Annotated in this window: 24 protein-coding genes and 1 tRNA gene; 23 read left to right on the forward strand and 2 right to left on the reverse strand. The window is 60.6% G+C overall.

The annotated features are described in order from the left end of the window. The first annotated feature begins 71 nt into the window (after positions 1-71). Entirely contained in the window at positions 72-740 is a 669-nt protein-coding gene (locus tag ACUXVH_RS12790) for a M35 family metallo-endopeptidase (protein WP_258611133.1), read from the forward strand. A 100-nt stretch (positions 741-840) separates the two neighbouring features. Here ACUXVH_RS12790 and ACUXVH_RS12795 read toward each other — a convergent pair. Beyond that, a tRNA-Leu gene (locus tag ACUXVH_RS12795) sits at positions 841-925 on the reverse strand. A gap of 108 nt (positions 926-1,033) precedes the next feature. On the opposite strand from ACUXVH_RS12795, the gene queA reads away from it, so the two are divergent. The 6 genes from queA (at position 1,034) to ACUXVH_RS12825 (ending at position 7,146) form a co-directional block, all read left to right on the forward strand. Then, complete coding sequence (gene queA, locus ACUXVH_RS12800; RefSeq protein WP_011063226.1) at positions 1,034-2,098, forward strand: tRNA preQ1(34) S-adenosylmethionine ribosyltransferase-isomerase QueA; 1,065 nt, start codon at positions 1,034-1,036, stop codon at positions 2,096-2,098. 14 nt (positions 2,099-2,112) lie between these two features. Then, positions 2,113-3,228 carry a tRNA guanosine(34) transglycosylase Tgt gene (gene tgt, locus ACUXVH_RS12805; RefSeq protein WP_162470478.1) on the forward strand — a complete coding sequence of 372 codons (1,116 nt, stop codon included), beginning with the start codon at positions 2,113-2,115 and terminating at the stop codon, positions 3,226-3,228. A gap of 47 nt (positions 3,229-3,275) precedes the next feature. Next, positions 3,276-3,614 (forward strand): preprotein translocase subunit YajC, encoded by a 339-nt coding sequence (gene yajC / locus ACUXVH_RS12810; RefSeq protein WP_011063224.1) that lies wholly within the window; start codon positions 3,276-3,278, stop codon positions 3,612-3,614. Between the two features lie 62 nt (positions 3,615-3,676). Further along, positions 3,677-5,545, forward strand: coding sequence for a protein translocase subunit SecD (secD, locus tag ACUXVH_RS12815; protein ID WP_011063223.1), 1,869 nt, complete (start codon positions 3,677-3,679; stop codon positions 5,543-5,545). A 9-nt stretch (positions 5,546-5,554) separates the two neighbouring features. Further along, positions 5,555-6,469, forward strand: a complete 915-nt coding sequence (gene secF, locus ACUXVH_RS12820) for a protein translocase subunit SecF (protein WP_232641901.1) — start codon at positions 5,555-5,557, stop codon at positions 6,467-6,469. Positions 6,470-6,591: 122 nt separating this feature from the next. Beyond that, positions 6,592-7,146: a glycine zipper 2TM domain-containing protein gene (locus ACUXVH_RS12825; RefSeq protein ID WP_011063221.1), complete on the forward strand. Its 555-nt coding sequence runs from the start codon at positions 6,592-6,594 to the stop codon at positions 7,144-7,146. 128 nt (positions 7,147-7,274) lie between these two features. Here the strand turns inward: ACUXVH_RS12825 and suhB are convergent, their stop codons facing one another. Beyond that, a complete protein-coding gene (suhB, locus tag ACUXVH_RS12830) occupies positions 7,275-8,090 on the reverse strand; it encodes a type III secretion system regulator SuhB (RefSeq protein WP_011063220.1) in 816 nt (271 codons plus the stop codon). A 245-nt stretch (positions 8,091-8,335) separates the two neighbouring features. Between suhB and trmJ the strand changes: the two genes are divergently transcribed. The 16 genes from trmJ to hisS all read left to right on the forward strand — a co-directional run bounded on the left by trmJ (position 8,336) and on the right by hisS (position 21,644). Then, positions 8,336-9,109 carry a tRNA (cytosine(32)/uridine(32)-2'-O)-methyltransferase TrmJ gene (gene trmJ, locus ACUXVH_RS12835; protein WP_019094261.1) on the forward strand — a complete coding sequence of 258 codons (774 nt, stop codon included), beginning with the start codon at positions 8,336-8,338 and terminating at the stop codon, positions 9,107-9,109. Continuing rightward, the gene (gene cysE / locus ACUXVH_RS12840) at positions 9,109-9,885 is read left to right on the forward strand and encodes a serine O-acetyltransferase (protein ID WP_011063218.1); all 777 of its coding nucleotides are present in this window, start codon (positions 9,109-9,111) and stop codon (positions 9,883-9,885) included. The genes trmJ and cysE overlap by 1 nt, the downstream gene beginning before the upstream one ends. A 240-nt stretch (positions 9,886-10,125) precedes the next feature. Then, positions 10,126-10,617, forward strand: coding sequence for a Fe-S cluster assembly transcriptional regulator IscR (gene iscR / locus ACUXVH_RS12845; protein ID WP_011063217.1), 492 nt, complete (start codon positions 10,126-10,128; stop codon positions 10,615-10,617). Positions 10,618-10,667: 50 nt separating this feature from the next. Next, entirely contained in the window at positions 10,668-11,882 is a 1,215-nt protein-coding gene (locus ACUXVH_RS12850; RefSeq protein ID WP_065365250.1) for an IscS subfamily cysteine desulfurase, read from the forward strand. A 94-nt stretch (positions 11,883-11,976) separates the two neighbouring features. After that, entirely contained in the window at positions 11,977-12,363 is a 387-nt protein-coding gene (iscU, locus tag ACUXVH_RS12855; RefSeq protein WP_007929523.1) for a Fe-S cluster assembly scaffold IscU, read from the forward strand. A 42-nt stretch (positions 12,364-12,405) separates the two neighbouring features. Beyond that, positions 12,406-12,729, forward strand: coding sequence for an iron-sulfur cluster assembly protein IscA (gene iscA / locus ACUXVH_RS12860; RefSeq protein WP_007929524.1), 324 nt, complete (start codon positions 12,406-12,408; stop codon positions 12,727-12,729). Positions 12,730-12,737: 8 nt separating this feature from the next. After that, positions 12,738-13,259: a co-chaperone HscB gene (gene hscB, locus ACUXVH_RS12865; protein WP_011063215.1), complete on the forward strand. Its 522-nt coding sequence runs from the start codon at positions 12,738-12,740 to the stop codon at positions 13,257-13,259. Between the two features lie 51 nt (positions 13,260-13,310). Then, complete coding sequence (hscA, locus tag ACUXVH_RS12870; RefSeq protein WP_011063214.1) at positions 13,311-15,173, forward strand: Fe-S protein assembly chaperone HscA; 1,863 nt, start codon at positions 13,311-13,313, stop codon at positions 15,171-15,173. Positions 15,174-15,176: 3 nt separating this feature from the next. After that, positions 15,177-15,518 (forward strand): ISC system 2Fe-2S type ferredoxin, encoded by a 342-nt coding sequence (gene fdx / locus ACUXVH_RS12875; RefSeq protein ID WP_011063213.1) that lies wholly within the window; start codon positions 15,177-15,179, stop codon positions 15,516-15,518. A 15-nt stretch (positions 15,519-15,533) separates the two neighbouring features. Beyond that, on the forward strand, positions 15,534-15,734 hold the full coding sequence (gene iscX / locus ACUXVH_RS12880; RefSeq protein ID WP_011063212.1) for a Fe-S cluster assembly protein IscX: 201 nt from the start codon (positions 15,534-15,536) through the stop codon (positions 15,732-15,734). Positions 15,735-15,828: 94 nt separating this feature from the next. Continuing rightward, positions 15,829-16,254, forward strand: a complete 426-nt coding sequence (gene ndk / locus ACUXVH_RS12885) for a nucleoside-diphosphate kinase (protein ID WP_011063211.1) — start codon at positions 15,829-15,831, stop codon at positions 16,252-16,254. 28 nt (positions 16,255-16,282) lie between these two features. Further along, on the forward strand, positions 16,283-17,431 hold the full coding sequence (gene rlmN / locus ACUXVH_RS12890; protein ID WP_011063210.1) for a 23S rRNA (adenine(2503)-C(2))-methyltransferase RlmN: 1,149 nt from the start codon (positions 16,283-16,285) through the stop codon (positions 17,429-17,431). A gap of 12 nt (positions 17,432-17,443) precedes the next feature. After that, complete coding sequence (gene pilW / locus ACUXVH_RS12895) at positions 17,444-18,202, forward strand: type IV pilus biogenesis/stability protein PilW (protein ID WP_011063209.1); 759 nt, start codon at positions 17,444-17,446, stop codon at positions 18,200-18,202. Further along, positions 18,202-19,218, forward strand: a complete 1,017-nt coding sequence (locus ACUXVH_RS12900; protein WP_015636879.1) for a RodZ domain-containing protein — start codon at positions 18,202-18,204, stop codon at positions 19,216-19,218. Before pilW ends, ACUXVH_RS12900 begins: the two co-directional genes overlap by 1 nt. A gap of 3 nt (positions 19,219-19,221) precedes the next feature. Continuing rightward, positions 19,222-20,331, forward strand: coding sequence for a flavodoxin-dependent (E)-4-hydroxy-3-methylbut-2-enyl-diphosphate synthase (ispG, locus tag ACUXVH_RS12905; RefSeq protein ID WP_011063207.1), 1,110 nt, complete (start codon positions 19,222-19,224; stop codon positions 20,329-20,331). A 23-nt stretch (positions 20,332-20,354) separates the two neighbouring features. Continuing rightward, positions 20,355-21,644, forward strand: coding sequence for a histidine--tRNA ligase (gene hisS, locus ACUXVH_RS12910; protein WP_011063206.1), 1,290 nt, complete (start codon positions 20,355-20,357; stop codon positions 21,642-21,644). The last annotated feature ends 33 nt before the right edge of the window (positions 21,645-21,677 follow it).

The following is a 21,677-nucleotide window of genomic DNA, read 5'->3' on the forward strand; positions in this document are numbered from 1 at the left end:
AATCCAATGCGAGTGTCGCCCCTGGCAGGGGGAGCGACATTCCTCGGAACCTGCATGGAAGGATGCTGAATATGGATACTGATACCGTTGTTCATTCACGCCGCCGTCTTCTGGCGCGTCGCTGGCAAAGTCTGTTTCTGCTACTGGGCCTGGGTGCGCTGGCGCAATCGGCGCTCGCCATCAACGTGGCGTTTGACGGTTCCTGTGCCACCCAGGCTGACCGTACCGCGGTGAGCAATGCCGTGGCTGTCGCTACTACCTGGTCGACCAATGCCTACAACCAGGTCAACAACAATGAAGCGACCTTTCGCCGCAATCAGGACCTGGCCTACCGGACCTGGTTCGGTACCTTCAGCCAGGATCGTTACCAGCGGGTGCGTGCAGTGCTCGACGGGGTGCGTTTCAAGCTCAACAGTGGCAACACCCTGACGGCCTATTGCCGGGTCAACCCGAATGACCCTTGCGACGCGCCCGGGGATATCGCCGCCACCTACGTCAACGCCCGCGGGGACGTGCAGGCCTGGTTCTGCACGGCATTCTTTGCCCTGCCGCCGCGCGTGGGTTTCGATACCCAGGCCGGTACCGTGGTGCATGAACTGACCCATTCCATTGGCCACACCACCGATATCCCCGGCGCCTACGGCGTGGCGGGATCGCAGAACCTGGGAGCCAACCGCCCGAGCGACGCGGTGGAGAATGCCGACAACTACGAGTACTACGTGGAGGACTTGTACGACTGAGCAGGGCGGGAAAGAGGCCCGCAACGGGAGGTGTGCGCCGTGCTGGCACTTTTCTGCAGGCGAAAAAAAAGACCTTGGATTTCAAGGTCTTTTTCATGTTTGGTGCCCCGAGGGAGACTCGAACTCCCACTTCTTGCGAAAACGGATTTTGAATCCGCCGCGTCTACCAATTCCGCCATCAGGGCTCAATGGCGGCGAAGTATAGAGAGGCGCTTACCGTTGGTCAATCGGCTTTCATGGTCAATTTTTGCTTAATCCGCTAAACTTTCCGGCCCTGCTAGACGAACCCCATCATGCGCGTTGCTGACTTTACCTTCGAGCTTCCTGATTCGCTGATCGCCCGCCATCCACTGGCCGAGCGTCGCGGCAGCCGTCTGTTGACCCTGGATGGGCCAACCGGCGCCTTGGCCCACCGTCAATTCACTGATTTGCTTGAGCATTTGCGCCCGGGCGATCTGATGGTGTTCAACAATACCCGGGTGATTCCGGCCCGTCTGTTCGGTCAGAAGGCTTCCGGCGGCAAGCTGGAAATCCTCGTCGAGCGGGTGCTGGACAGCCACCGTGTGCTGGCCCATGTGCGCTCCAGCAAGTCGCCCAAGCCTGGGTCGAAGATCCTCATCGACGGCGGTGGCGAAGCCGAGATGCTGGCGCGCCATGACACGCTCTTCGAGCTGGGCTTTGCCGAAGAAGTGCTGCCGCTGCTGGACCGGGTCGGGCACATGCCGTTGCCTCCTTATATAGACCGTCCGGATGAAGGCGCCGATCGCGAGCGTTACCAGACCGTGTACGCCCAGCGCCTGGGCGCGGTGGCGGCACCGACCGCCGGGCTGCATTTCGACCAGCCGCTGCTGGAGGCCATTGCCGCCAAGGGCGTGGAGACCGCGTTCGTCACCCTGCACGTGGGGGCTGGTACCTTCCAGCCGGTGCGGGTCGAGCGCATCGAAGATCACCATATGCACCACGAGTGGCTGGAAGTCGGCCAGGACGTGGTGGATGCAGTCGCTGCGTGCCGGGCTCGCGGTGGCCGGGTGGTGGCAGTGGGCACCACCAGCGTGCGCTCCCTGGAAAGCGCCGCGCGCGATGGCGTGCTCAAGCCGTTCAGTGGCGACACCGACATCTTTATCTACCCGGGCCGGCCGTTCCATGTGGTCGATGCCCTGGTGACCAACTTCCATCTGCCGGAATCCACGCTGTTGATGCTGGTTTCGGCGTTCGCCGGCTATCCCGAAACCATGGCCGCCTATCGCGCCGCGGTGGAAAATGGATACCGCTTTTTCAGCTACGGTGATGCGATGTTCATCACCCGTAATCCCGCGCCGACCGCTCCCAAGGATCTGGCCCCCGAGGAAACTGTATGAGTCGCACTTGTCGTATGTCCTTCGAGCTCCTGGCCACTGATGGCAAGGCTCGTCGCGGTCGCCTGACCTTCCCCCGCGGCACGGTGGAAACCCCGGCCTTCATGCCGGTGGGCACCTATGGCACGGTCAAGGGCATGCTGCCGCGGGATATCGTCGCTACCGGCGCCGAAATCATCCTCGGCAACACCTTCCACCTGTGGCTGCGCCCGGGTACGGAAGTGATCAAGGCTCACGGTGACCTGCATGATTTCATGCAATGGAAAGGCCCGATTCTGACCGACTCCGGTGGCTTCCAGGTGTTCAGCCTGGGGGCCATGCGCAAGATCAAGGAAGAGGGCGTGACCTTCGCCTCGCCGGTGGACGGCGCCAAGGTGTTCATGGGCCCGGAAGAGTCGATGCAAGTGCAGCGCGACCTGGGTTCGGACATCGTGATGATCTTCGATGAATGCACGCCGTACCCGGCTGATGAAGACGTGGCGCGAATCTCCATGGAGCTGTCCCTGCGCTGGGCCCAGCGCTCGAAGAATGCCCACGGCGACAACACCGCGGCGTTGTTCGGTATCGTCCAGGGCGGCATGCACCAGGACCTGCGCATGCGCTCCCTGGAAGGCCTGGACAAGATCGGCTTCGACGGCCTGGCCATTGGCGGCCTGTCGGTGGGCGAGCCCAAGCATGAAATGATCAAGGTCCTGGACTACCTGCCAGGCCAGATGCCAGCCGACAAACCTCGTTACCTTATGGGAGTTGGCAAGCCGGAAGATCTGGTTGAGGGTGTGCGCCGCGGTGTGGACATGTTCGATTGCGTGATGCCAACCCGCAATGCCCGCAATGGGCATCTGTTCATCGATACAGGCGTGCTGAAGATCCGTAACGCGTTCCATCGCCATGATGATTCGCCGCTGGACCCAACTTGTGATTGCTACACCTGCCAGAACTTCTCCCGTGCTTATCTGCACCACTTGGACAAGTGTGGGGAAATGCTCGGGAGTATGCTCAATACCATCCATAATTTGCGCCATTACCAGCGTCTTATGGCTGGTTTGCGCGAGGCTATTCAACAAGGTACATTGGCCGCCTTTGTCGATTCCTTCTATGCCAAACGCGGGTTACCCGTGCCGCCTTTAGAATAAGTTCTAAAGACGTTAAGACACTAATTCTGAAATTATCGGAGTGTTAAATGAGCTTTTTGATCCCTGCCGCGTATGCGGACGCCGCTGCACCTGCCGCTGCCGGTCCTGCTGGCACTGGTTTCGAGTGGATTTTCCTGGTCGGCTTCCTGGTCATCTTCTATCTGATGATCTGGCGCCCACAGGCCAAGCGCGCCAAAGAGCAGAAGAACCTGCTGGGTAGCCTGCAGAAAGGCGACGAAGTTGTGACCACCGGCGGTATTGCCGGCAAGATCAACAAAGTGACCGACGACTTCGTGGTTCTGGAAGTGTCGGACTCCGTTGAACTGAAGTTCCAGAAGGGCGCGATCGCTGCCACGCTGCCAAAAGGCACGCTGAAAGCGATCTAAGTTTCATCTTTTACCAATCGACGGGGCGCGCAAGGCGCCCCGCGTCATAAACGGGCGGCGTGATGCTGAACAAATATCCTCTGTGGAAGTACCTACTGATCCTGGCGGTGCTGGCGATCGGTTTTATTTATTCCGCTCCCAATCTATACCCTGATGATCCGGCCATTCAGGTCAGTGGCGCGAGTACCGCGTTGCAGGTCACTCAGGCGGATCTGGATCGTGCGAGCAAAGCGCTCACCGACGCCGGCATCAACGTCAAGGCTTCTTCCATTGCCGCCAACGGCAAGGGTGGCCTGCTGCGCTTGACCAACAAGGAAGACCAGCTTCCGGCCAAGGATGTAGTGCGCAAGGCGCTGGGCGATGACTATGTGGTGGCGTTGAACCTGGCGCAAACCACTCCGCAATGGCTGCGCAACCTCGGTGCGCACCCGATGAAACTGGGTCTGGACTTGTCCGGTGGTGTGCACTTCCTGCTGGAAGTGGACATGGACAAAGCCCTCGACGCCCGCCTGAAAGTCTATGAAGGCGACGTCAAGAGCCTGCTGCGCAAAGAGCGCCTGCGCTATCGCAGCCTGCCGCAGCTCAATGGCGCCATCCAGCTGGGCTTCAGCGATGAAGACAGCCGTGAGCAGGCCCGTTCGCTGATCCGCAAGAACTTCAATGATTTCGATATCGTACCGGCCGACCTCAATGGCCAACCGGTGCTGCGTCTGGCGATGACCCCAGCCAAGCTGGCGGAAATCCGCGAATACTCCATCAAGCAGAACTTGACCACCGTGCGTAACCGGGTCAACGAGCTGGGTGTGGCCGAGCCTCTGGTTCAGCGCCAGGGTGCCAACCGTATCGTGGTTGAGCTGCCGGGCGTGCAGGACACCGCTGAAGCCAAGCGGATCCTGGGCAAGACCGCCAACCTGGAGTTCCGTCTGGCCGCCGAGCCGGGTGCTTCCAAGGCGACTTCCGAGTCCTTCGAATTCCGTGAGGGCAATCGTCCTCCAGCGCAGATCGAGCGTGGCCTGATCATCACCGGTGACCAGGTGACCGATGCCCAGGCCGGTTACGACGAGCATGGCCGCCCACAGGTGAACATCAAGCTTGATGGCCACGGTGGCGAGCTGATGAACCGTTCGACCCGCAGCAATGTCGGTCGCAGCATGGCGGTGATCTTCATCGAGCAGAAGCCGATCACCACCTATACCAAACAGGTGGTCGACGGCGTCGAGAAGGACGTGCCGGTCCAGGCGTTCAAGGAAGAGAAGAAAATCATCAGCCTGGCGACCATCCAGTCGCCGCTGGGCAGTCAGTTCCGTATCACTGGCCTCAATGGCCAGGGCGAGTCCTCCGAACTGGCGCTGCTGTTGCGTGCCGGTGGTCTGGCGGCGCCGATGTACTTCGCTGAAGAGCGCACAATCGGTCCGAGCCTGGGTGCTGACAACATCACCAAGGGTATCGATGCGTCGCTGTGGGGCATGCTGTTCGTGTCGCTGTTCATCATCGCCATCTACCGCTTCTTCGGGGTGATCGCCACTGTGGCGCTGGCCTTGAACATGGTGTTGCTGCTGGCCCTGATGTCCCTGCTGGGGGCTACGCTGACCCTGCCGGGTATCGCCGGTATCGTGCTGACCATGGGCATGGCGGTGGACGCCAACGTGCTGATCTTCTCGCGGATACGTGAAGAGATCGCCGCCGGCATGACCGTGCAGCGAGCAATTAACGAAGGCTTCGGCCGGGCATTCACCGCGATTCTGGACTCCAACCTGACCACATTGCTGGTGGGTGGCATCCTCTTTGCCATGGGCACCGGCCCGGTCAAGGGCTTTGCGGTGACCATGTCCCTCGGGATCTTTACCTCGATGTTCACGGCCATCTGGCTGACCCGCGCGATGGTCAACCTGATCTTCGGCGGTCGTGACTTCAAGAAGTTGTGGATTTAAGGGGCTGCCATGTTACGTACTATTAACTTCATGGGCGTGCGCAACGTTGCGTTCGGCGTCACTGTGCTGCTCACCATCCTGGCGTTGTTCAGCTGGTTCCACAAAGGCTTGAACTACGGTCTGGACTTCACCGGCGGCACGCTCATCGAGCTGACCTACGAGCGTCCGGCGGATGTGATGAAGGTGCGTTCGCAGCTGAACGACGCCGGTTATCACGAAGCCATCGTGCAGAGCTTCGGTGCGACCACCGACCTGCTGGTGCGGATGCCGGGCGAAGACCCGCAACTGGGCCACCAGGTGGCGGCCGCCCTGCAGAAGGTCGGTGGTGACAACCCGGCGCAGGTCAAGCGCGTCGAGTTCGTCGGCCCGCAGGTGGGTGAAGAGCTGCGCGACCAGGGTGGCCTCGGCATGCTCATGGCGCTGGGCGGCATCCTCATCTACCTGGCGTTCCGCTTCCAGTGGAAGTTCGCGGTCGGTGCCATCGTCTCGCTGATCCACGACGTGATCGTGACCGTGGGCATCCTGTCGTTTTTCCAGATCACCTTCGACCTGACGGTGCTGGCGGCGGTGCTGGCGATCATCGGTTACTCGCTCAACGACACCATCGTGGTGTTCGACCGGGTGCGTGAGAACTTCCGTGTGCTGCGCAAGGCCAGCCTGATCGAGAACATCAACATCTCGACCACCCAGACCCTGCTGCGCACCATGGCCACTTCGATCTCCACCCTGCTGGCGATCGTGGCCCTGCTGTTCTTCGGTGGCGACAACCTGTGGGGCTTCTCCATCGCCCTGTTCGTCGGTGTGTTGGCGGGTACCTACTCGTCGATCTACATCGCCAACGTGGTGCTGATCTGGCTGAACCTGAACAGTGAAGACCTGATTCCTCCGGCCAATACCGAGAAGGAAGTGGACGACCGTCCTTGATGGCCTGACCTGTTCCGGCTGTCAGTTAAAAAGGCGCGAGTGTTGAACTCGCGCCTTTTTTTTTGCTCCAAGGCTGGGAGAAGCGCGGGCTTTTGACCCGCATGTATGGTCAGGAGGTTCACGTGAACAAGTCGTTGCTGGTTGGTGCGGTATTGGGTGCTGTCGGTGTCACCGCCGGGGGTGCTGTTGCCACCTACAGCCTGGTTAAAAGCGGCCCTGAGTATGCGCAAGTGCTGGCCGTTCAGCCGGTCAAGCAACAGATCAAGACCCCGCGGGAAGTCTGCAAGGACGTCGCCGTGACCCGGCAGCGCCCGGTCAAGGATGAGCATCAGATCCTGGGCACTGTGGCTGGCGCAGTGGGCGGTGGCCTGTTGGGCAGCATGATCGGTAATGGCAATGGTAAGAAACTCGCCACGGTTGCCGGTGCTGTTGGTGGGGGCTATGCGGGGAACAAGGTGCAGGAAGGCATGCAGGAGCGTGATACCTACACCACTACGCAGACTCGCTGTAACACGGTCAATGACATCAGTGACAAGATCGTTGGTTATGACGTGAAGTACGACCTGGGTGGCAAGCAGGGCCAGGTGCGTATGGATCGGGATCCGGGCAACCAGATTCCGGTGGATAAAGAAGGGCGCCTGATTCTCGGTCAGAACCAGAATCAGCCCGGCCAGTAACCCTCAACTGCAGGGGCTGTTTGCCGGCGAAGGCGATCTCAAGGTCCCATTCGCCGGCAAGCTGGCTTCTACGGCAATTGCGGGCATAAAAAAAAGCACCCCTCGGGGTGCTTTTTTGTCGCTGGTGCTTAGCGCTTCAGCGAAGCCGGCAGGTGCGGCTGGATGGCGGTCAGAACTGCCTTGAAGCATTTGGTGTTGCCGGCCACGACGTGGCCTTTTTCCAGGAAGTCGTGACCGCCGGTGAAGTCGCTCACCAGGCCGCCGGCCTCCTGGATCAACAGGGCGCCTGCTGCCATGTCCCATTCGGACAGGCCCGATTCCCAGAAGGCGTCAAAGCGACCGGCGGCGACGTAGGCCAGGTCCAGGCTTGCTGCGCCAGCGCGACGGATGCCGGCAGTCTGGCCAACCAGGGCGCGGAACATGCCCAGGTAGTTGTCCAGGTTGTCCATCTGGTCGTCACGGAAGGGGAAGCCGGTGCCCAGCAGGGCGCCGTCCAGGCTGGTGCGGCCGCTGACCCGCAGGCGACGACCGTTCAGCTGGGCACCGCGGCCACGGCTGGCGGTGAATTCTTCCTGGCGAACCGGGTCCAGAACCACGGCGTGTTCCAGGCGGCCACGGTATTTGCAGGCGATGCTCACGGCAAAGTGCGGGATGCCGCGCAGGAAGTTGGTGGTGCCGTCCAGCGGATCGATGATCCACAGGTAGTCTTCGCCTTCGCCGCTGCCGGCGTGCAGGCCGGTTTCTTCGCCGAGGATGGCGTGAGTCGGGTAGGCTTTGCGCAGCGCGTCGATGATCTTCTGCTCGGCAGCGCGATCAACTTCGGATACGTAGTCTTTGGCGTCTTTTTCGTCGACCTTGATGGTATCCAGGCGCTCGATGGAGCGGAAAATCAATTCACTGGCGCTGCGGGCGGCGCGCAGCGCGATATTCAGCATTGGCTGCATGGATAGGTCACCTAAGGTTGTTAAAGAAAGCCGAGCATTCTAGCAGAAAACTTTTGCAGATGAAGGTCGGCGTTCGCTTTGATTGCATTGATCCGCTGTGTGGCGCATTTCCTTGGCGGGTATCGGGCGCTCCTGTCGCGGGCTCTCAATAAGGCGGCGGAATTGGCAGATGGTTATTTTTGAGGCGGTGGTGCAGCCTGTTCTGTAATATTTGCTCCCCCTTCCCGTGTCCGAGAGCGCCTCCCTTGCTGCAGAACATTCGTGTCGTCCTGGTCAATACCAGTCATCCGGGCAATATCGGCGGGGCTGCGCGTGCCATGAAGAACATGGGCTTGTCGCGGCTGGTGCTGGTGGAGCCGCGGGTATTTCCGTCCCATGAGGCGGATGCGCGGGCTTCTGGTGCCACCGATATTCTCGAAAATGCCCAGGTGGTGGCGACGCTGGAGGATGCTCTGGCGGGTTGCACCCTGGTGTTCGGCACCAGCGCTCGTGATCGGCGCATTCCCTGGCCGCTGCTGGATCCCCGCGAGTCGGGCCTCAAGGTCGTGGAGGAGGCCGGGCAGGGGGCGCAGATCGCTCTGGTGTTCGGTCGTGAAGATTCCGGCCTGACCAATGACGAACTGCAGCGATGTCATTTCCATGTGCATATCCCGTCGGATCCGGAGTTCAGCTCGTTGAACCTGGCCACGGCGGTGCAAGTGCTGACCTATGAAGTGCGCATGTCCTGGTTGGCAGCCCAGGGCCAGCCGAGCAAGGTGGAGAAGGATGAGGTGGCGTCGCCGCGCAGTGATGAGCTGGCAACCATGGATGAGCTGGAGCGGTTCTACGAGCACCTGCAGCAAACCCTGGTGGCCATCGACTTCCTCGATCCGGAGAAACCTCGACACTTGATGGCGCGCTTGCGTCGGTTGTACGGTCGCAGCTCGGTCAGTCGGGCGGAAATGAATATATTGCGAGGCATCCTCACGGAAACCCAGAAAGCGGCTCGTGGGGAGCTACAGAAGCGGAAGGATCAGTGATGTTCGAACGTCTGCGTGAAGATATCCAAAGTGTTTTCCATCGTGACCCGGCAGCGCGCAACGCCTTTGAGGTGCTGACCTGCTACCCGGGGATGCATGCGATCTGGATCCATCGCCTGTCCGGCGCCTTGTGGGGGATGGGCTGGAAGTGGCTGGCGCGGCTGGTCTCGAACTTCGGGCGCTGGCTGACCGGGATCGAGATTCATCCGGGGGCCAAGGTCGGTCGTCGCTTCTTTATTGACCATGGAATGGGCATCGTCATTGGCGAAACCGCCGAGATCGGTGATGACGTCACGCTTTACCAGGGGGTGACCCTGGGTGGCACCAGTTGGAATAAAGGCAAGCGCCACCCGACCCTGGAAGATGGTGTGGTGGTGGGGGCTGGCGCCAAGGTGCTGGGACCGTTCACGGTCGGGGCCGGGGCCAAGGTCGGTTCCAATGCCGTGGTGACCAAGGCGGTGCCGGCCGGTGCGACCGTAGTGGGGATTCCGGGGCGGATCATCATGAAATCCAATGATGAGCAGGAAGCCAAGCGCAAGGCCATGGCGGAAAAGCTCGGCTTCGATGCCTATGGCGTCAGCGAAGACATGCCTGACCCCGTGGCGCGGGCCATTGGTCAGTTGCTTGATCACCTGCAAGCGGTCGATGGTCGTCTGGAGGGGATGTGTGGCGCGCTGAAGGATCTGGGCAGTGACTACTGCGCCAAGGACTTGCCTGCCCTGCGTGAAGAAGACTTCGCTGAAGTCAAGGGCAAGGGCGACAGCCAGGTCGGCTGATGCTCCGCAAACCGGCTTCTCCTGCAGGAACCGGTTTGCCGGCGAAAAAGCCCCCGAGATGCCATAAGCGACCCGCGGGTCAGTTGTTGCCATCGCGCTGTGCCATTACGTCGCAGACTTTGCTATGATTCGCGCGCTCTTTTGCGGGTAAATCCGACTAAAGTAGTTGGTCTTATAGTTGACCTGATTACTCGGGTATTGCATACTCGCCTCCATTCCGAAACTCCGTGGTACTTGTCCATGCGACTGACTACTAAAGGCCGATACGCCGTGACCGCCATGCTTGATCTGGCGTTGCACGCGCAACATGGCCCGGTCTCCCTGGCCGATATCTCCGAGCGCCAAGGCATTTCCCTGTCCTATCTCGAACAGCTTTTCGCCAAATTGCGCCGTAGCAATCTGGTGTCCAGCGTCCGGGGTCCTGGTGGCGGCTATCAGCTGTCCCGCGACATGCAGGGGATCCAGGTGGCCCAGGTGATCGATGCGGTGAACGAATCGGTCGATGCAACCAAATGCCAGGGGCTGGGTGATTGCCATGCCGGCGACACCTGCCTGACGCACCACTTGTGGTGCGATCTGAGCCTGCAGATCCACGAATTTCTAAGCGGTATCAGCTTGGCTGACCTTGTCACTCGCCGTGAGGTGCAAGAAGTAGCCCAGCGTCAGGACCAGCGCCGTTGTAATGGCAAGGCGCCGCGCCTGGACAAGATTGAAGCGTCCGCCGTCGAATGACAGCCAAAGAGCTAGCGGCACGCCAGCCAGCCTGATTTAGGAGAGAGTCCATGAAATTGCCGATTTACCTTGATTACTCAGCGACCACCCCGGTTGATCCGCGCGTCGCGCAGAAAATGAGTGAATGCCTGCTGGTCGACGGGAACTTCGGTAACCCGGCGTCCCGCTCCCACGTGTTTGGCTGGAAAGCCGAAGAATCGGTGGAAGACGCCCGTCGCCAAGTGGCCGACCTGGTTAACGCCGACCCGCGTGAAATCGTCTGGACTTCCGGTGCTACCGAATCCGACAACCTGGCAATCAAGGGTGTCGCGCATTTCTACCACACCAAGGGCAAGCACCTGATCACCTCGAAGATCGAGCACAAGGCTGTCCTGGACACCATGCGCCAACTCGAGCGTGAAGGCTTCGAAGTGACCTACATCGAGCCGGGCGAAGACGGCCTCATCACTCCGGCCATGGTCGAAGCAGCCCTGCGTGACGACACCATCCTGGTTTCGATCATGCATGTGAACAACGAGATCGGCACCATCAACGACATCGCTGCCATCGGCGAACTGACCCGCTCCAAGGGCGTGTTGTTCCACGTCGACGGCGCTCAGTCCACCGGCAAGGTCGACATCGACCTGCAGGCCCTGAAGGTCGACCTGATGTCCTTCTCCGCCCACAAGACCTACGGCCCGAAAGGGATCGGCGCGCTGTACGTCAGCCGCAAGCCGCGGGTGCGCCTGGAAGCCACCATGCACGGCGGTGGTCACGAACGCGGCATGCGTTCCGGCACCCTGGCTACTCACCAGATCGTCGGCATGGGCGAAGCCTTCCGCGTGGCCAAGGAAGACATGGCCGCCGAGAACCTGCGCATCAAGGCCCTGAGCGACCGCTTCTACAAGCAGGTCGAGCACCTGGAAGAGCTGTACATCAACGGCAGCATGACTGCCCGCGTACCGCACAACCTGAACCTGAGCTTCAACTACGTTGAAGGCGAGTCGCTGATCATGGCCCTCAAGGACCTGGCAGTGTCTTCCGGTTCGGCCTGTACTTCGGCCTCCCTGGAGCCTTCCTACGTGCTGCGTGCCCTGGGTCGCAACGACGAGCTGGCTCACAGCTCGATCCGCTTCACCTTCGGCCGCTTCACCACTGAAGAAGAAATCGATTACGCGGCGCAGAAAGTCTGCGAAGCCGTTACCAAGCTGCGCGCTCTGTCGCCGCTGTGGGACATGTACAAAGATGGCGTCGATATCTCGAAGATCGAGTGGGCGGCGCACTGAATATAAGTCGCCGCACAGGGTTCTGTAGAGCGTACCGATAACGGCGATTTGCAGAACCCAAGAGCGACTCTCTGATGAGTGAGGATTAAGAATCATGGCTTACAGCGAAAAGGTCATCGACCACTACGAGAACCCGCGCAACGTCGGCAAGATGAACGCGGAAGATCCGGATGTCGGCACTGGAATGGTCGGCGCTCCTGCCTGCGGCGACGTGATGCGCCTGCAGATCAAGGTCAATGAGCAGGGCATCATCGAAGACGCCAAGTTCAAGACCTATGGCTGCGGTTCCGCCATTGCTTCCAGCTCCCTGGCCACTGAGTGGATGAAGGGCAAGACCCTGGATGAAGCCGAAACCATCAAGAACACCCAGCTGGCTGAAGAGTTGGCCCTGCCTCCCGTGAAGATTCACTGCTCGGTACTCGCCGAAGACGCCATCAAGGCCGCCGTACGCGACTACAAGCAGAAGAAAGGCCTGATCTGACCGATCGGCTTTCACAGATTTGGCGACAAGTAAGGAGTCACGATGGCTATCAGCATGACAGAAGCGGCTGCTCAACACGTGCGACGCTCCCTCAACGGGCGCGGCAAGGGTGATGGGATTCGTCTGGGTGTTCGCACCACGGGCTGTTCCGGCCTTGCCTATGTGCTGGAGTTCGTCGACGAGATTGGCGAGGACGATCAGGTATTCGAGAGTCACGGCGAGAAAGTGATCATCGATCCGAAAAGCCTGACCTATCTGGACGGCACCGAACTTGATTTCGTCAAGGAAGGGTTGAACGAAGGCTTCAAGTTCAACAACCCCAACGTTCGCGGTGAGTGTGGCTGCGGCGAAAGCTTCAACATCTGAGGCTTGTCGTGGGTACTCCTTGTCATTTCGCTTTATTTGAGCTGCAACCGAGCTTCCGCCTGGATCTCGAGCAGTTGGCCGCGCGCTACCGCGAGTTGGCGCGCGGGGTTCATCCAGACCGTTTTGCCGATGCTTCCGAGCGCGAGCAGCGCCTGGCCCTGGAGCAGTCGGCAAGCCTCAACGAGGCTTACCAGACCCTCAAGAGCCCGCCCAAGCGCGCCCGTTACCTGCTGGCTTTGAATGGCGGCGAGTTGCCGCTGGAAGTCACGGTGCATGATCCGGAGTTTCTTCTGCAGCAGATGCAATGGCGCGAAGAACTCGAGGATTTGCAGGACAGCGCCGACCTGGCCGGAGTGGCGGCATTCAAGCGTCGGCTCAAGACAGCCCAGGATGAACTGAATGAAAGCTTCGCAGCCTGTTGGGATGATGCGGCGCAACGCGAGCAGGCCGAGCGCCTGATGCGGCGCATGCAGTTCCTCGACAAGCTCACCTACGAAGTGCGCCAGTTAGAAGAGCGCCTCGACGATTAACCCAGTGCCGCTCCGGTCGCACGCCTGATATACAGATAAGTCCAGATAAGCATGGCCCTACTGCAGATCGCCGAACCCGGCCAAAGTCCTCAACCGCACCAGCGTCGCCTGGCTGTGGGGATCGACTTGGGCACTACCAATTCGCTGGTCGCTGCCTTGCGCAGTGGTCTTTCCGAGCCGCTGGCCGACGCGCAGGGACAGGTGATTCTGCCGTCCGCGGTGCGTTATCACGCCGACCGCGTCGAGGTGGGCGAGTCTGCCCGCCTGGCTGCACCTACCGACCCTTTGAACACCGTGCTTTCGGTCAAGCGCCTGATGGGGCGTGGCCTGTCCGACGTCAAGCAGCTGGGTGAGCAACTGCCCTATCGCTTCGTCGAGGGCGAGTCGCACATGCCGTTCATCGAGACCATCCAGGGGCCGAAAAGCCCGGTGGAGGTATCGGCTGAAGTGCTCAAGGTGCTGCGTCAGCGTGCTGAGGCGGCCCTGGGTGGCGAGCTGGTAGGTGCGGTCATCACCGTTCCTGCCTATTTCGACGACGCCCAGCGTCAAGCCACCAAGGATGCGGCCAAGCTGGCTGGCCTGAATGTGCTGCGCCTGCTCAACGAGCCGACCGCGGCGGCTGTGGCTTATGGTCTGGATCAGCACGCCGAAGGCGTGGTGGCGATCTATGACTTGGGTGGCGGCACCTTCGATATTTCCATTCTGCGCCTGACCGGCGGCGTCTTCGAAGTCTTGGCTACCGGTGGCGATACTGCCTTGGGCGGCGATGACTTCGATCACGCCATTGCCGGCTGGATCATCGAGGGCGCGGGCCTGTCCGCCGACCTCGACCCGGGTACCCAGCGCAGTCTGTTGCAAGCCGCTTGTGCGGCCAAGGAAGCCTTGACCGGCGCCGCGTCCGTGGAAGTGGTGTATGGCGATTGGCGTGCCACCCTGACTCGCGACGCCTTCGACGCCCTGATCGAGCCGATGGTTGCCCGCAGCCTCAAGGCCTGTCGTCGTGCTGTACGCGATTCCAATGTCGAATTGGATGAAGTGCAGGCGGTGGTCATGGTGGGCGGTTCGACTCGTGTGCCGCGTGTGCGTGAGGCGGTGGCTGAAATGTTCGGTCGCCAGCCGTTGACCGAGATCGATCCGGATCAAGTGGTGGCCATTGGGGCCGCGATCCAGGCCGATACCTTGGCCGGCAACAAGCGCGAAGGCGGCGAATTGCTGCTGCTGGACGTGATTCCGCTGTCCCTGGGGTTGGAAACCATGGGCGGGCTGATGGAGAAGGTGATTCCGCGCAACACCACCATTCCGGTTGCCCGTGCCCAGGACTTCACCACCTACAAGGATGGCCAGACGGCCATGATGGTTCATGTGCTGCAGGGCGAGCGCGAGCTGATCAGCGACTGCCGCTCCCTGGCGCGTTTCGAATTGCGCGGCATCCCACCGATGGTGGCCGGTGCGGCGAAGATCCGCGTGACCTTCCAGGTCGACGCCGATGGCCTGCTCAGCGTTTCTGCGCGAGAGCTGGGTTCGGGCGTCGAAGCCAGCATCCAGGTCAAGCCATCCTACGGTCTGACCGACGGCGAGATCGCCAAGATGCTCAAGGATTCCTTCCAGTACGCCGGCGACGACAAGGTGGCCCGTGTACTGCGCGAGCAGCAGGTTGATGCTCAGCGCCTGATCGAGGCGGTGCAAGGTGCCTTGGACGCCGATGGCGAGCGTCTGCTGGACGCCGAAGAGCGCATGGTCATCGAGCTGCAGATGCAGGAATTGAGTGAATTGATGCGTGGCACCGATGGTTATGCCATCGAGCAGCAGACCAAGCGTCTGTCGCAAGTGACCGATGCCTTTGCTGCCCGACGCCTGGATTCGACGGTGAAAGCCGCGCTGGCGGGGCGCAACCTGAATGAAATCGAGGAATAACTGATGCCGCAGATCATTTTTCTGCCACACGCCGTGTTCTGTCCGGACGGCCTGGTTGTAGAGGTCGAGCCTGGCGTCTCGGTGCTCGAGGTGGCGCATGACAACCACATCGAGATCGAAAGTGCCTGTGGCGGCGTCTGTGCCTGCACCACCTGCCATTGCATCATTCGTGAAGGCTTCGACTCGCTGAACGAGGCTGACGAGCTGGAAGAAGACCTGCTGGACAAGGCCTGGGGTCTGGAAGCGCAGTCGCGCCTGTCCTGCCAGGCCATCGTCGGCGATGAAGACCTGACCGTCGAAATTCCAAAATACTCGCTCAACCATGCAGCCGAAGCGCCGCACTGATTTCAAGGAACTGGCATGAGCCTCAAGTGGGTTGATGTACTGGAAATCGCGATCCAACTGGCTGAGTCCAAGCCGGATGTGGATCCGCGTTATGTGAACTTTGTCGATCTGCACCAATGGGTTCTGGCACTGCCGGAGTTCAGCGACGATCCGGCTCGCGGAGGCGAGAAGGTTCTTGAAGCAATTCAGGCCGCCTGGATCGACGAAGCTGACTGAATCCGCGGGCTACGCAGTTAGGCAATCCCTATAAACCCGCGTATAATTCGCGGGTTTAATTTTTCGCTTTAATCACCGTTTCTGGAGTTACACCATGGCTGTTCAACGTACTTTCTCCATCATCAAGCCTGACGCTGTTGCAAAAAACGTTATCGGCAAGATCGTTTCCCGTTTTGAAGAAGCCGGCCTGCGCGTTGTAGCTTCGAAAATGAAGCAACTGTCCAAGGCTGAAGCTGAAGGCTTCTACGCTGAGCACAGCGAGCGTGGCTTCTTCGGCGAACTGGTTGCCTTCATGACTTCCGGCCCGGTTGTTGTTCAGGTTCTGGAAGGCGAAAACGCCATCGTTCGCAACCGTGAGCTGATGGGCGCTACCAACCCTAAAGAAGCTGCTGCCGGCACCATCCGTGCTGACTTCGCCGAGTCCATCGACGCCAACGCCGTTCACGGTTCGGACTCCGAAGCTGCCGCTGCTCGCGAAATCGCTTACTTCTTCGCAGCTACTGAAGTAACCGCTCGCTGAGTAAGGCTTGCGCGTGAGAGGTGAAACCATGACTGCATCGATCGGCAAAACTAACCTGTTGGGGCTTACTCAACCGGAAATGGAGAAATTCTTCGACTCAATCGGGGAGAAGCGTTTCCGTGCCGGTCAGGTAATGAAATGGATTCACCACTTTGGCGTCGATGATTTCGACGCCATGACGAATGTCGGCAAGGCCTTGCGCGAAAAGCTCAAGGCTGTTGCCGAGATTCGCGGTCCGGAAGTGGTCAGCGAGGACATCTCCAGCGACGGCACCCGTAAATGGGTGGTGCGCGTGGCGTCCGGCAGCTGCGTCGAGACCGTCTACATTCCCCAGGGCAAGCGTGGCACTCTGTGCGTTTCGTCCCAGGCGGGCTGTGCCCTGGATTGCAGTTTCTGCTCCACCGGCAAGCAAGGCTTCAATAGCAACCTCACCGCCGCCGAAGTCATCGGCCAGGTGTGGATTGCCAACAAATCCTTTGGCAGCGTCCCGGCGACCGTCGACCGTGCCATCACCAACGTGGTGATGATGGGCATGGGTGAGCCGCTGCTGAACTTCGACAACGTCATCGCTGCCATGCACCTGATGATGGACGACCTGGGCTACGGCATCTCCAAGCGCCGGGTGACCCTGTCGACCTCCGGCGTGGTGCCGATGATCGATGAGCTGGCCAAGCACATCGACGTCTCGCTGGCGTTGTCTCTGCACGCACCCAATGATGCGCTGCGCAACCAGCTGGTACCGATCAACAAGAAGTACCCGCTGAAGATGCTGCTCGAGTCCTGCCAGCGCTACATGTCGGCCCTGGGTGAGAAGCGTGTGCTGACCATCGAGTACACCCTGCTCAAAGACGTCAACGACAAGCTTGAGCACGCGGTGGAGATGATCGAGCTGCTCAAGGATGTACCGTGCAAGATCAACCTGATCCCGTTCAACCCGTTCCCGCATTCCGGGTACGAGCGTCCGAGCAACAATGCCATTCGTCGCTTCCAGGACCAGCTGCATCACGCCGGTTTCAACGTCACCGTGCGCACCACGCGTGGTGAAGACATCGATGCCGCCTGCGGTCAGTTGGTCGGGCAGGTGCTGGACCGCACCCGTCGTAGCGAACGCTATATCGCCGTGCGTGAGTTGAGCGCCGACGCCGATATGCCGCAAAGCGCCGCGACCCGTACCTGAGAGAGGATCTCCATGGCCCTGCGCTTTGCGCTGCTCCTGCTTGTTGCCAGCCTGTGTGCTGGCTGTGTTCTGTCGGGTGATTCCAACCCGATGAACACCAGCAAGGGGCGCGACGAGGCGCGCGAGGCCTATGTGCAGTTGGGCCTGGGCTACTTGCAGCAGGGCATGAGCGAGCGGGCCAAGGTGCCACTGAAGAAAGCCCTGGAACTGGCCCCCGCCGATGCCGACGCCAATGCTGCCCTGGCACTGGTGTTCCAGGCCGAGATGGAACCGGCCCTGGCCGACGAGCATTTTCGCCAGGCCCTGGCGGCGCGTCCGGACAGTGCCCGGATCCTCAATAACTACGGCAGCTTTCTGTTCCAGGAAAAACGTTACAAAGAGGCTTATCAGCGCTTTGAGCAAGCCGCTGCTGATACTCTGTACCCCGAACGTTCCCGAGTGTTTGAAAACCTCGGCATGACCGCTTCAAGGCTCGGCCAGCGTGATCTGGCCCAGCTGCAGCTGGAAAAGGCCTTGCGTCTCAATCATCAACAGCCCCGTGCATTGCTGGAAATGGCTGAGTTGTCTTACGAAGACAGGCATTATGTGCCCGCGCGCGACTATTACGATCGTTTTAGCCTGCTCGGCGAGCAAAATGCACGTAGTCTATTGCTCGGCGTTCGGCTGGCAACGGTGTTCGAAGATCGCGACAAGGCCGCCAGTTACGGTCTGCAACTAAAACGACTTTATCCCGGTACGCCGGAATATCAGCAATACCTGTCGGAGCAATGATGAAAGCGGCCCATCCCGAAGTTCAAGCAGTGACTCGCGTAAACCCCGGTGAGACCCTGCGTCAGGCCCGCGAAAGCAATGGTTGGTCGCTGGCCGAAGTGGCCCACAAGCTCAACCTCACCGTGAGCTCCCTGAGCAACCTGGAAGCTGGCGCCTTCGACAAGCTGCCGGGGCACACTTTCGCCCGTGGCTATATTCGTGCCTACGCCAAATTGCTGGGCATGGATCAGGCGGTACTGGTCCAGGAGTTCGATCAATACACCGGTACCGACTCCCAGGGCAGCAGCGTCCATGCCCTGGGGCGCATCGAAGAGCCGGTGCGGGTTTCCCACACTATCTTGCGCATTGTCAGTTTGCTGCTGCTGGTGGCGGTGGTTGGTGGCGGTTTCATCTGGTGGCAGGATCAGTCCTCCCAGCGCGGCAAGGAGCCGGTCTCCCTGAGCCCCGAGCATGTCGAGGTCGAAGGCGCCGACGGCACTACCCAGATTCATCCTATCGACGAGCCCGAAGACCAGGCGGTTGCCGAGGGGCAGAGCGAAGCGCTGGACAACGCCGCTCAAAGCGAAGGCCAGGCAGCGAGCGAGACTCCTGCCGCCCCAGCCGTTTCGACCGCTCCGGCGCCGGCTGCCACTGCGTCCGTCCCCGCAGCTCCCGTGCACAACGCGCCGGCTCCGGCGCCTGTCGCACCGGCTGCCGTGGCGCAAGCGCCTGTCACGCCGACCGCGCCTGCTGCTGCGGTTGCACCGGGCAGCGCTGCGGCAACTGCAGTTGCAGGCGCGGGCCAGGTACAGATCCAGTTCAGCGCCGACTGCTGGGCCCAGGTCATCGATGCCAACGGCAAGGTTCTGCTCAGCGCCCTCAAGCGCAAGGGTGAAAATGTCGATGTCAGCGGCAAGCCGCCTTTTGCCGTACGTCTGGGCTATGCCCGTGGCGCACAAATCACTTACAACGGTCAGGCGGTGGATATCGCCCCGTTCACCAGTGGCGAGACTGCTCGCCTGAAGTTAGGTCAATAAGTCATGCACGGCGAATCTCCAATCAAGCGTCGCGAATCCCGCAAGATCTGGGTCGGCTCGGTACCGGTCGGAGGCGATGCCCCGATTGCGGTGCAGAGCATGACCAACAGCGACACCAACGACGTGGCCGCAACCGTCGCCCAGATCAACCGCCTGGAAGCCGCCGGTGTCGATATCGTGCGGGTTTCGGTGCCGGACATGGACGCCGCCGAGGCGTTCGGCCGGATCAAGCAGCAGGTCAAGGTACCGCTGGTGGCCGACATCCACTTCGACTACAAGATCGCGCTGCGCGTGGCCGAACTGGGCGTCGATTGCCTGCGGATCAACCCGGGCAATATCGGTCGTGAAGACCGGGTACGCGCGGTGGTGGATGCTGCCCGTGATCGCGGGATCCCGATCCGTATCGGGGTCAACGCCGGTTCCCTGGAAAAAGACCTGCAGAAAAAATACGGCGAACCGACCCCGGCTGCATTGGTGGAGTCGGCGCTGCGTCACGTAGAGCACCTGGAACGCCTGAATTTCAAGGACTTCAAGGTCAGCGTGAAAGCCTCGGACGTGTTCATGGCCGTCGAGGCCTATCGCCTGCTGGCCAAGGAAATCATCCAGCCCCTGCACCTGGGGATCACCGAAGCCGGTGGTTTGCGTTCAGGCACAGTGAAATCCGCCGTCGGCCTCGGTATGCTGCTGGCCGAAGGAATTGGCGATACCATTCGCATTTCGCTGGCGGCCGACCCGGTCGAGGAAGTGAAGGTCGGCTACGACATTCTCAAGTCCCTGCACCTGCGTTCCCGTGGCATCAACTTCATCGCCTGCCCGAGCTGCTCGCGGCAGAACTTCGATGTGGTGAAAACCATGAACGAACTGGAAGGACGACTTGAAGACCTGTTGGTGCCGTTGGATGTTGCAGTGATCGGTTGCGTGGTCAACGGCCCGGGTGAAGCCAAAGAGGCGCACATCGGCCTGACCGGTGGTACACCGAACCTGATCTACATCGATGGCAAGCCGGCACAGAAACTGACCAATGACAATCTGGTGGACGAGCTTGAAAAGCTGATCCGGCAGAAGGCGGCCGAAAAGGTCGAGGCCGACGCAGCGCTGATCGCTCGCGGCTAACCGAACGTATTTAAGGATTTTTTGTGAGCAAGTCTCTGCAAGCCATTCGTGGCATGAATGACATCCTGCCCGAGCAGACGCCCCTGTGGCGTTATTTCGAGGGTACTGTGGCGCGCCTGCTGGATAACTACGGTTACAAGCAGATCCGCATGCCGATCGTCGAGTTCACCGAGCTGTTCAAGCGCTCCATCGGTGAAGTGACCGACATCGTCGAAAAAGAGATGTACACCTTCGAAGATCGCAACGGCGACTCCCTCACCCTGCGTCCGGAAGGCACCGCTGCCTGTGTCCGTGCAGTGCTGGAGCACGGCATCACTGGCGGTGGCCAGGTGCAGAAGCTGTGGTACATCGGCCCGATGTTCCGTCACGAGCGCCCGCAGAAAGGCCGTTATCGCCAGTTCCACCAGATCGGTTGCGAGGTATTCAACCTCGACGGGCCGGACATCGATGCTGAACTGATCGTGCTGACCTGGCGCCTGTGGGGCGAGCTGGGCATCCGTGATGCGGTCAAGCTCGAACTCAACAGCCTGGGTACCGCCGAAGCGCGCGCGCGCTATCGCGACGCGCTGGTGGAGTTCCTGTCGGCGCGCATGGACAAGCTGGACGAAGACAGCCAGCGCCGCCTGAAGACCAACCCGCTGCGGGTGCTGGATACCAAGAACCCGGACACTCAAGCCGTGCTGGTGGATGCGCCCAAGCTGGCCGACTACCTGGACGAAGAGTCCCGCGTGCACTTCGAAGGCCTCAAGGCCCGCCTGGATGCTGCGGGTATCCCCTATGTGATCAACCCCAAGCTGGTGCGCGGGCTGGATTACTACAGCAAGACCGTTTTCGAATGGGTCACCGACAAGCTCGGTGCCCAGGGTACTGTCTGTGCCGGTGGCCGTTACGATGGCCTGGTGGAGCAGATGGGCGGCAAGCCTACCTCGGGCGTTGGCTTTGCCATGGGGATCGAGCGTCTGGTGCTGCTGCTGGAAACCCTGGAGCAGGTCCCGGAAGAGATCTCGCGCCAGGTCGACGTTTACCTCTGCGCCTTCGGTGAGGCCGCCGAACTGGCCGCTCTGGCGCTGAGCGAGCGTGTTCGCGATCAATTGCCGAACCTGCGTCTGCAGATCAATGCCGGTGCCGGCAGCTTCAAGAGCCAATTCAAGAAGGCCGACAAGAGCGGCGCGCTGTATGCGCTGATCCTCGGTGACGACGAACTGGCCCAGCAAGTGGTAGGTTTCAAACCCCTGCGTGGCCAGGGCGAACAACAAAGCATTGCCTGGGATGCACTCGCTGCGCACCTGGCCACCTGCGTCGTGCAGGGTTGAAGCTGTCAAACAGCCGATTTAGCGAATAAGGAG

It is taken from the genome of Pseudomonas sp. 8(2025) (assembly GCF_052665325.1).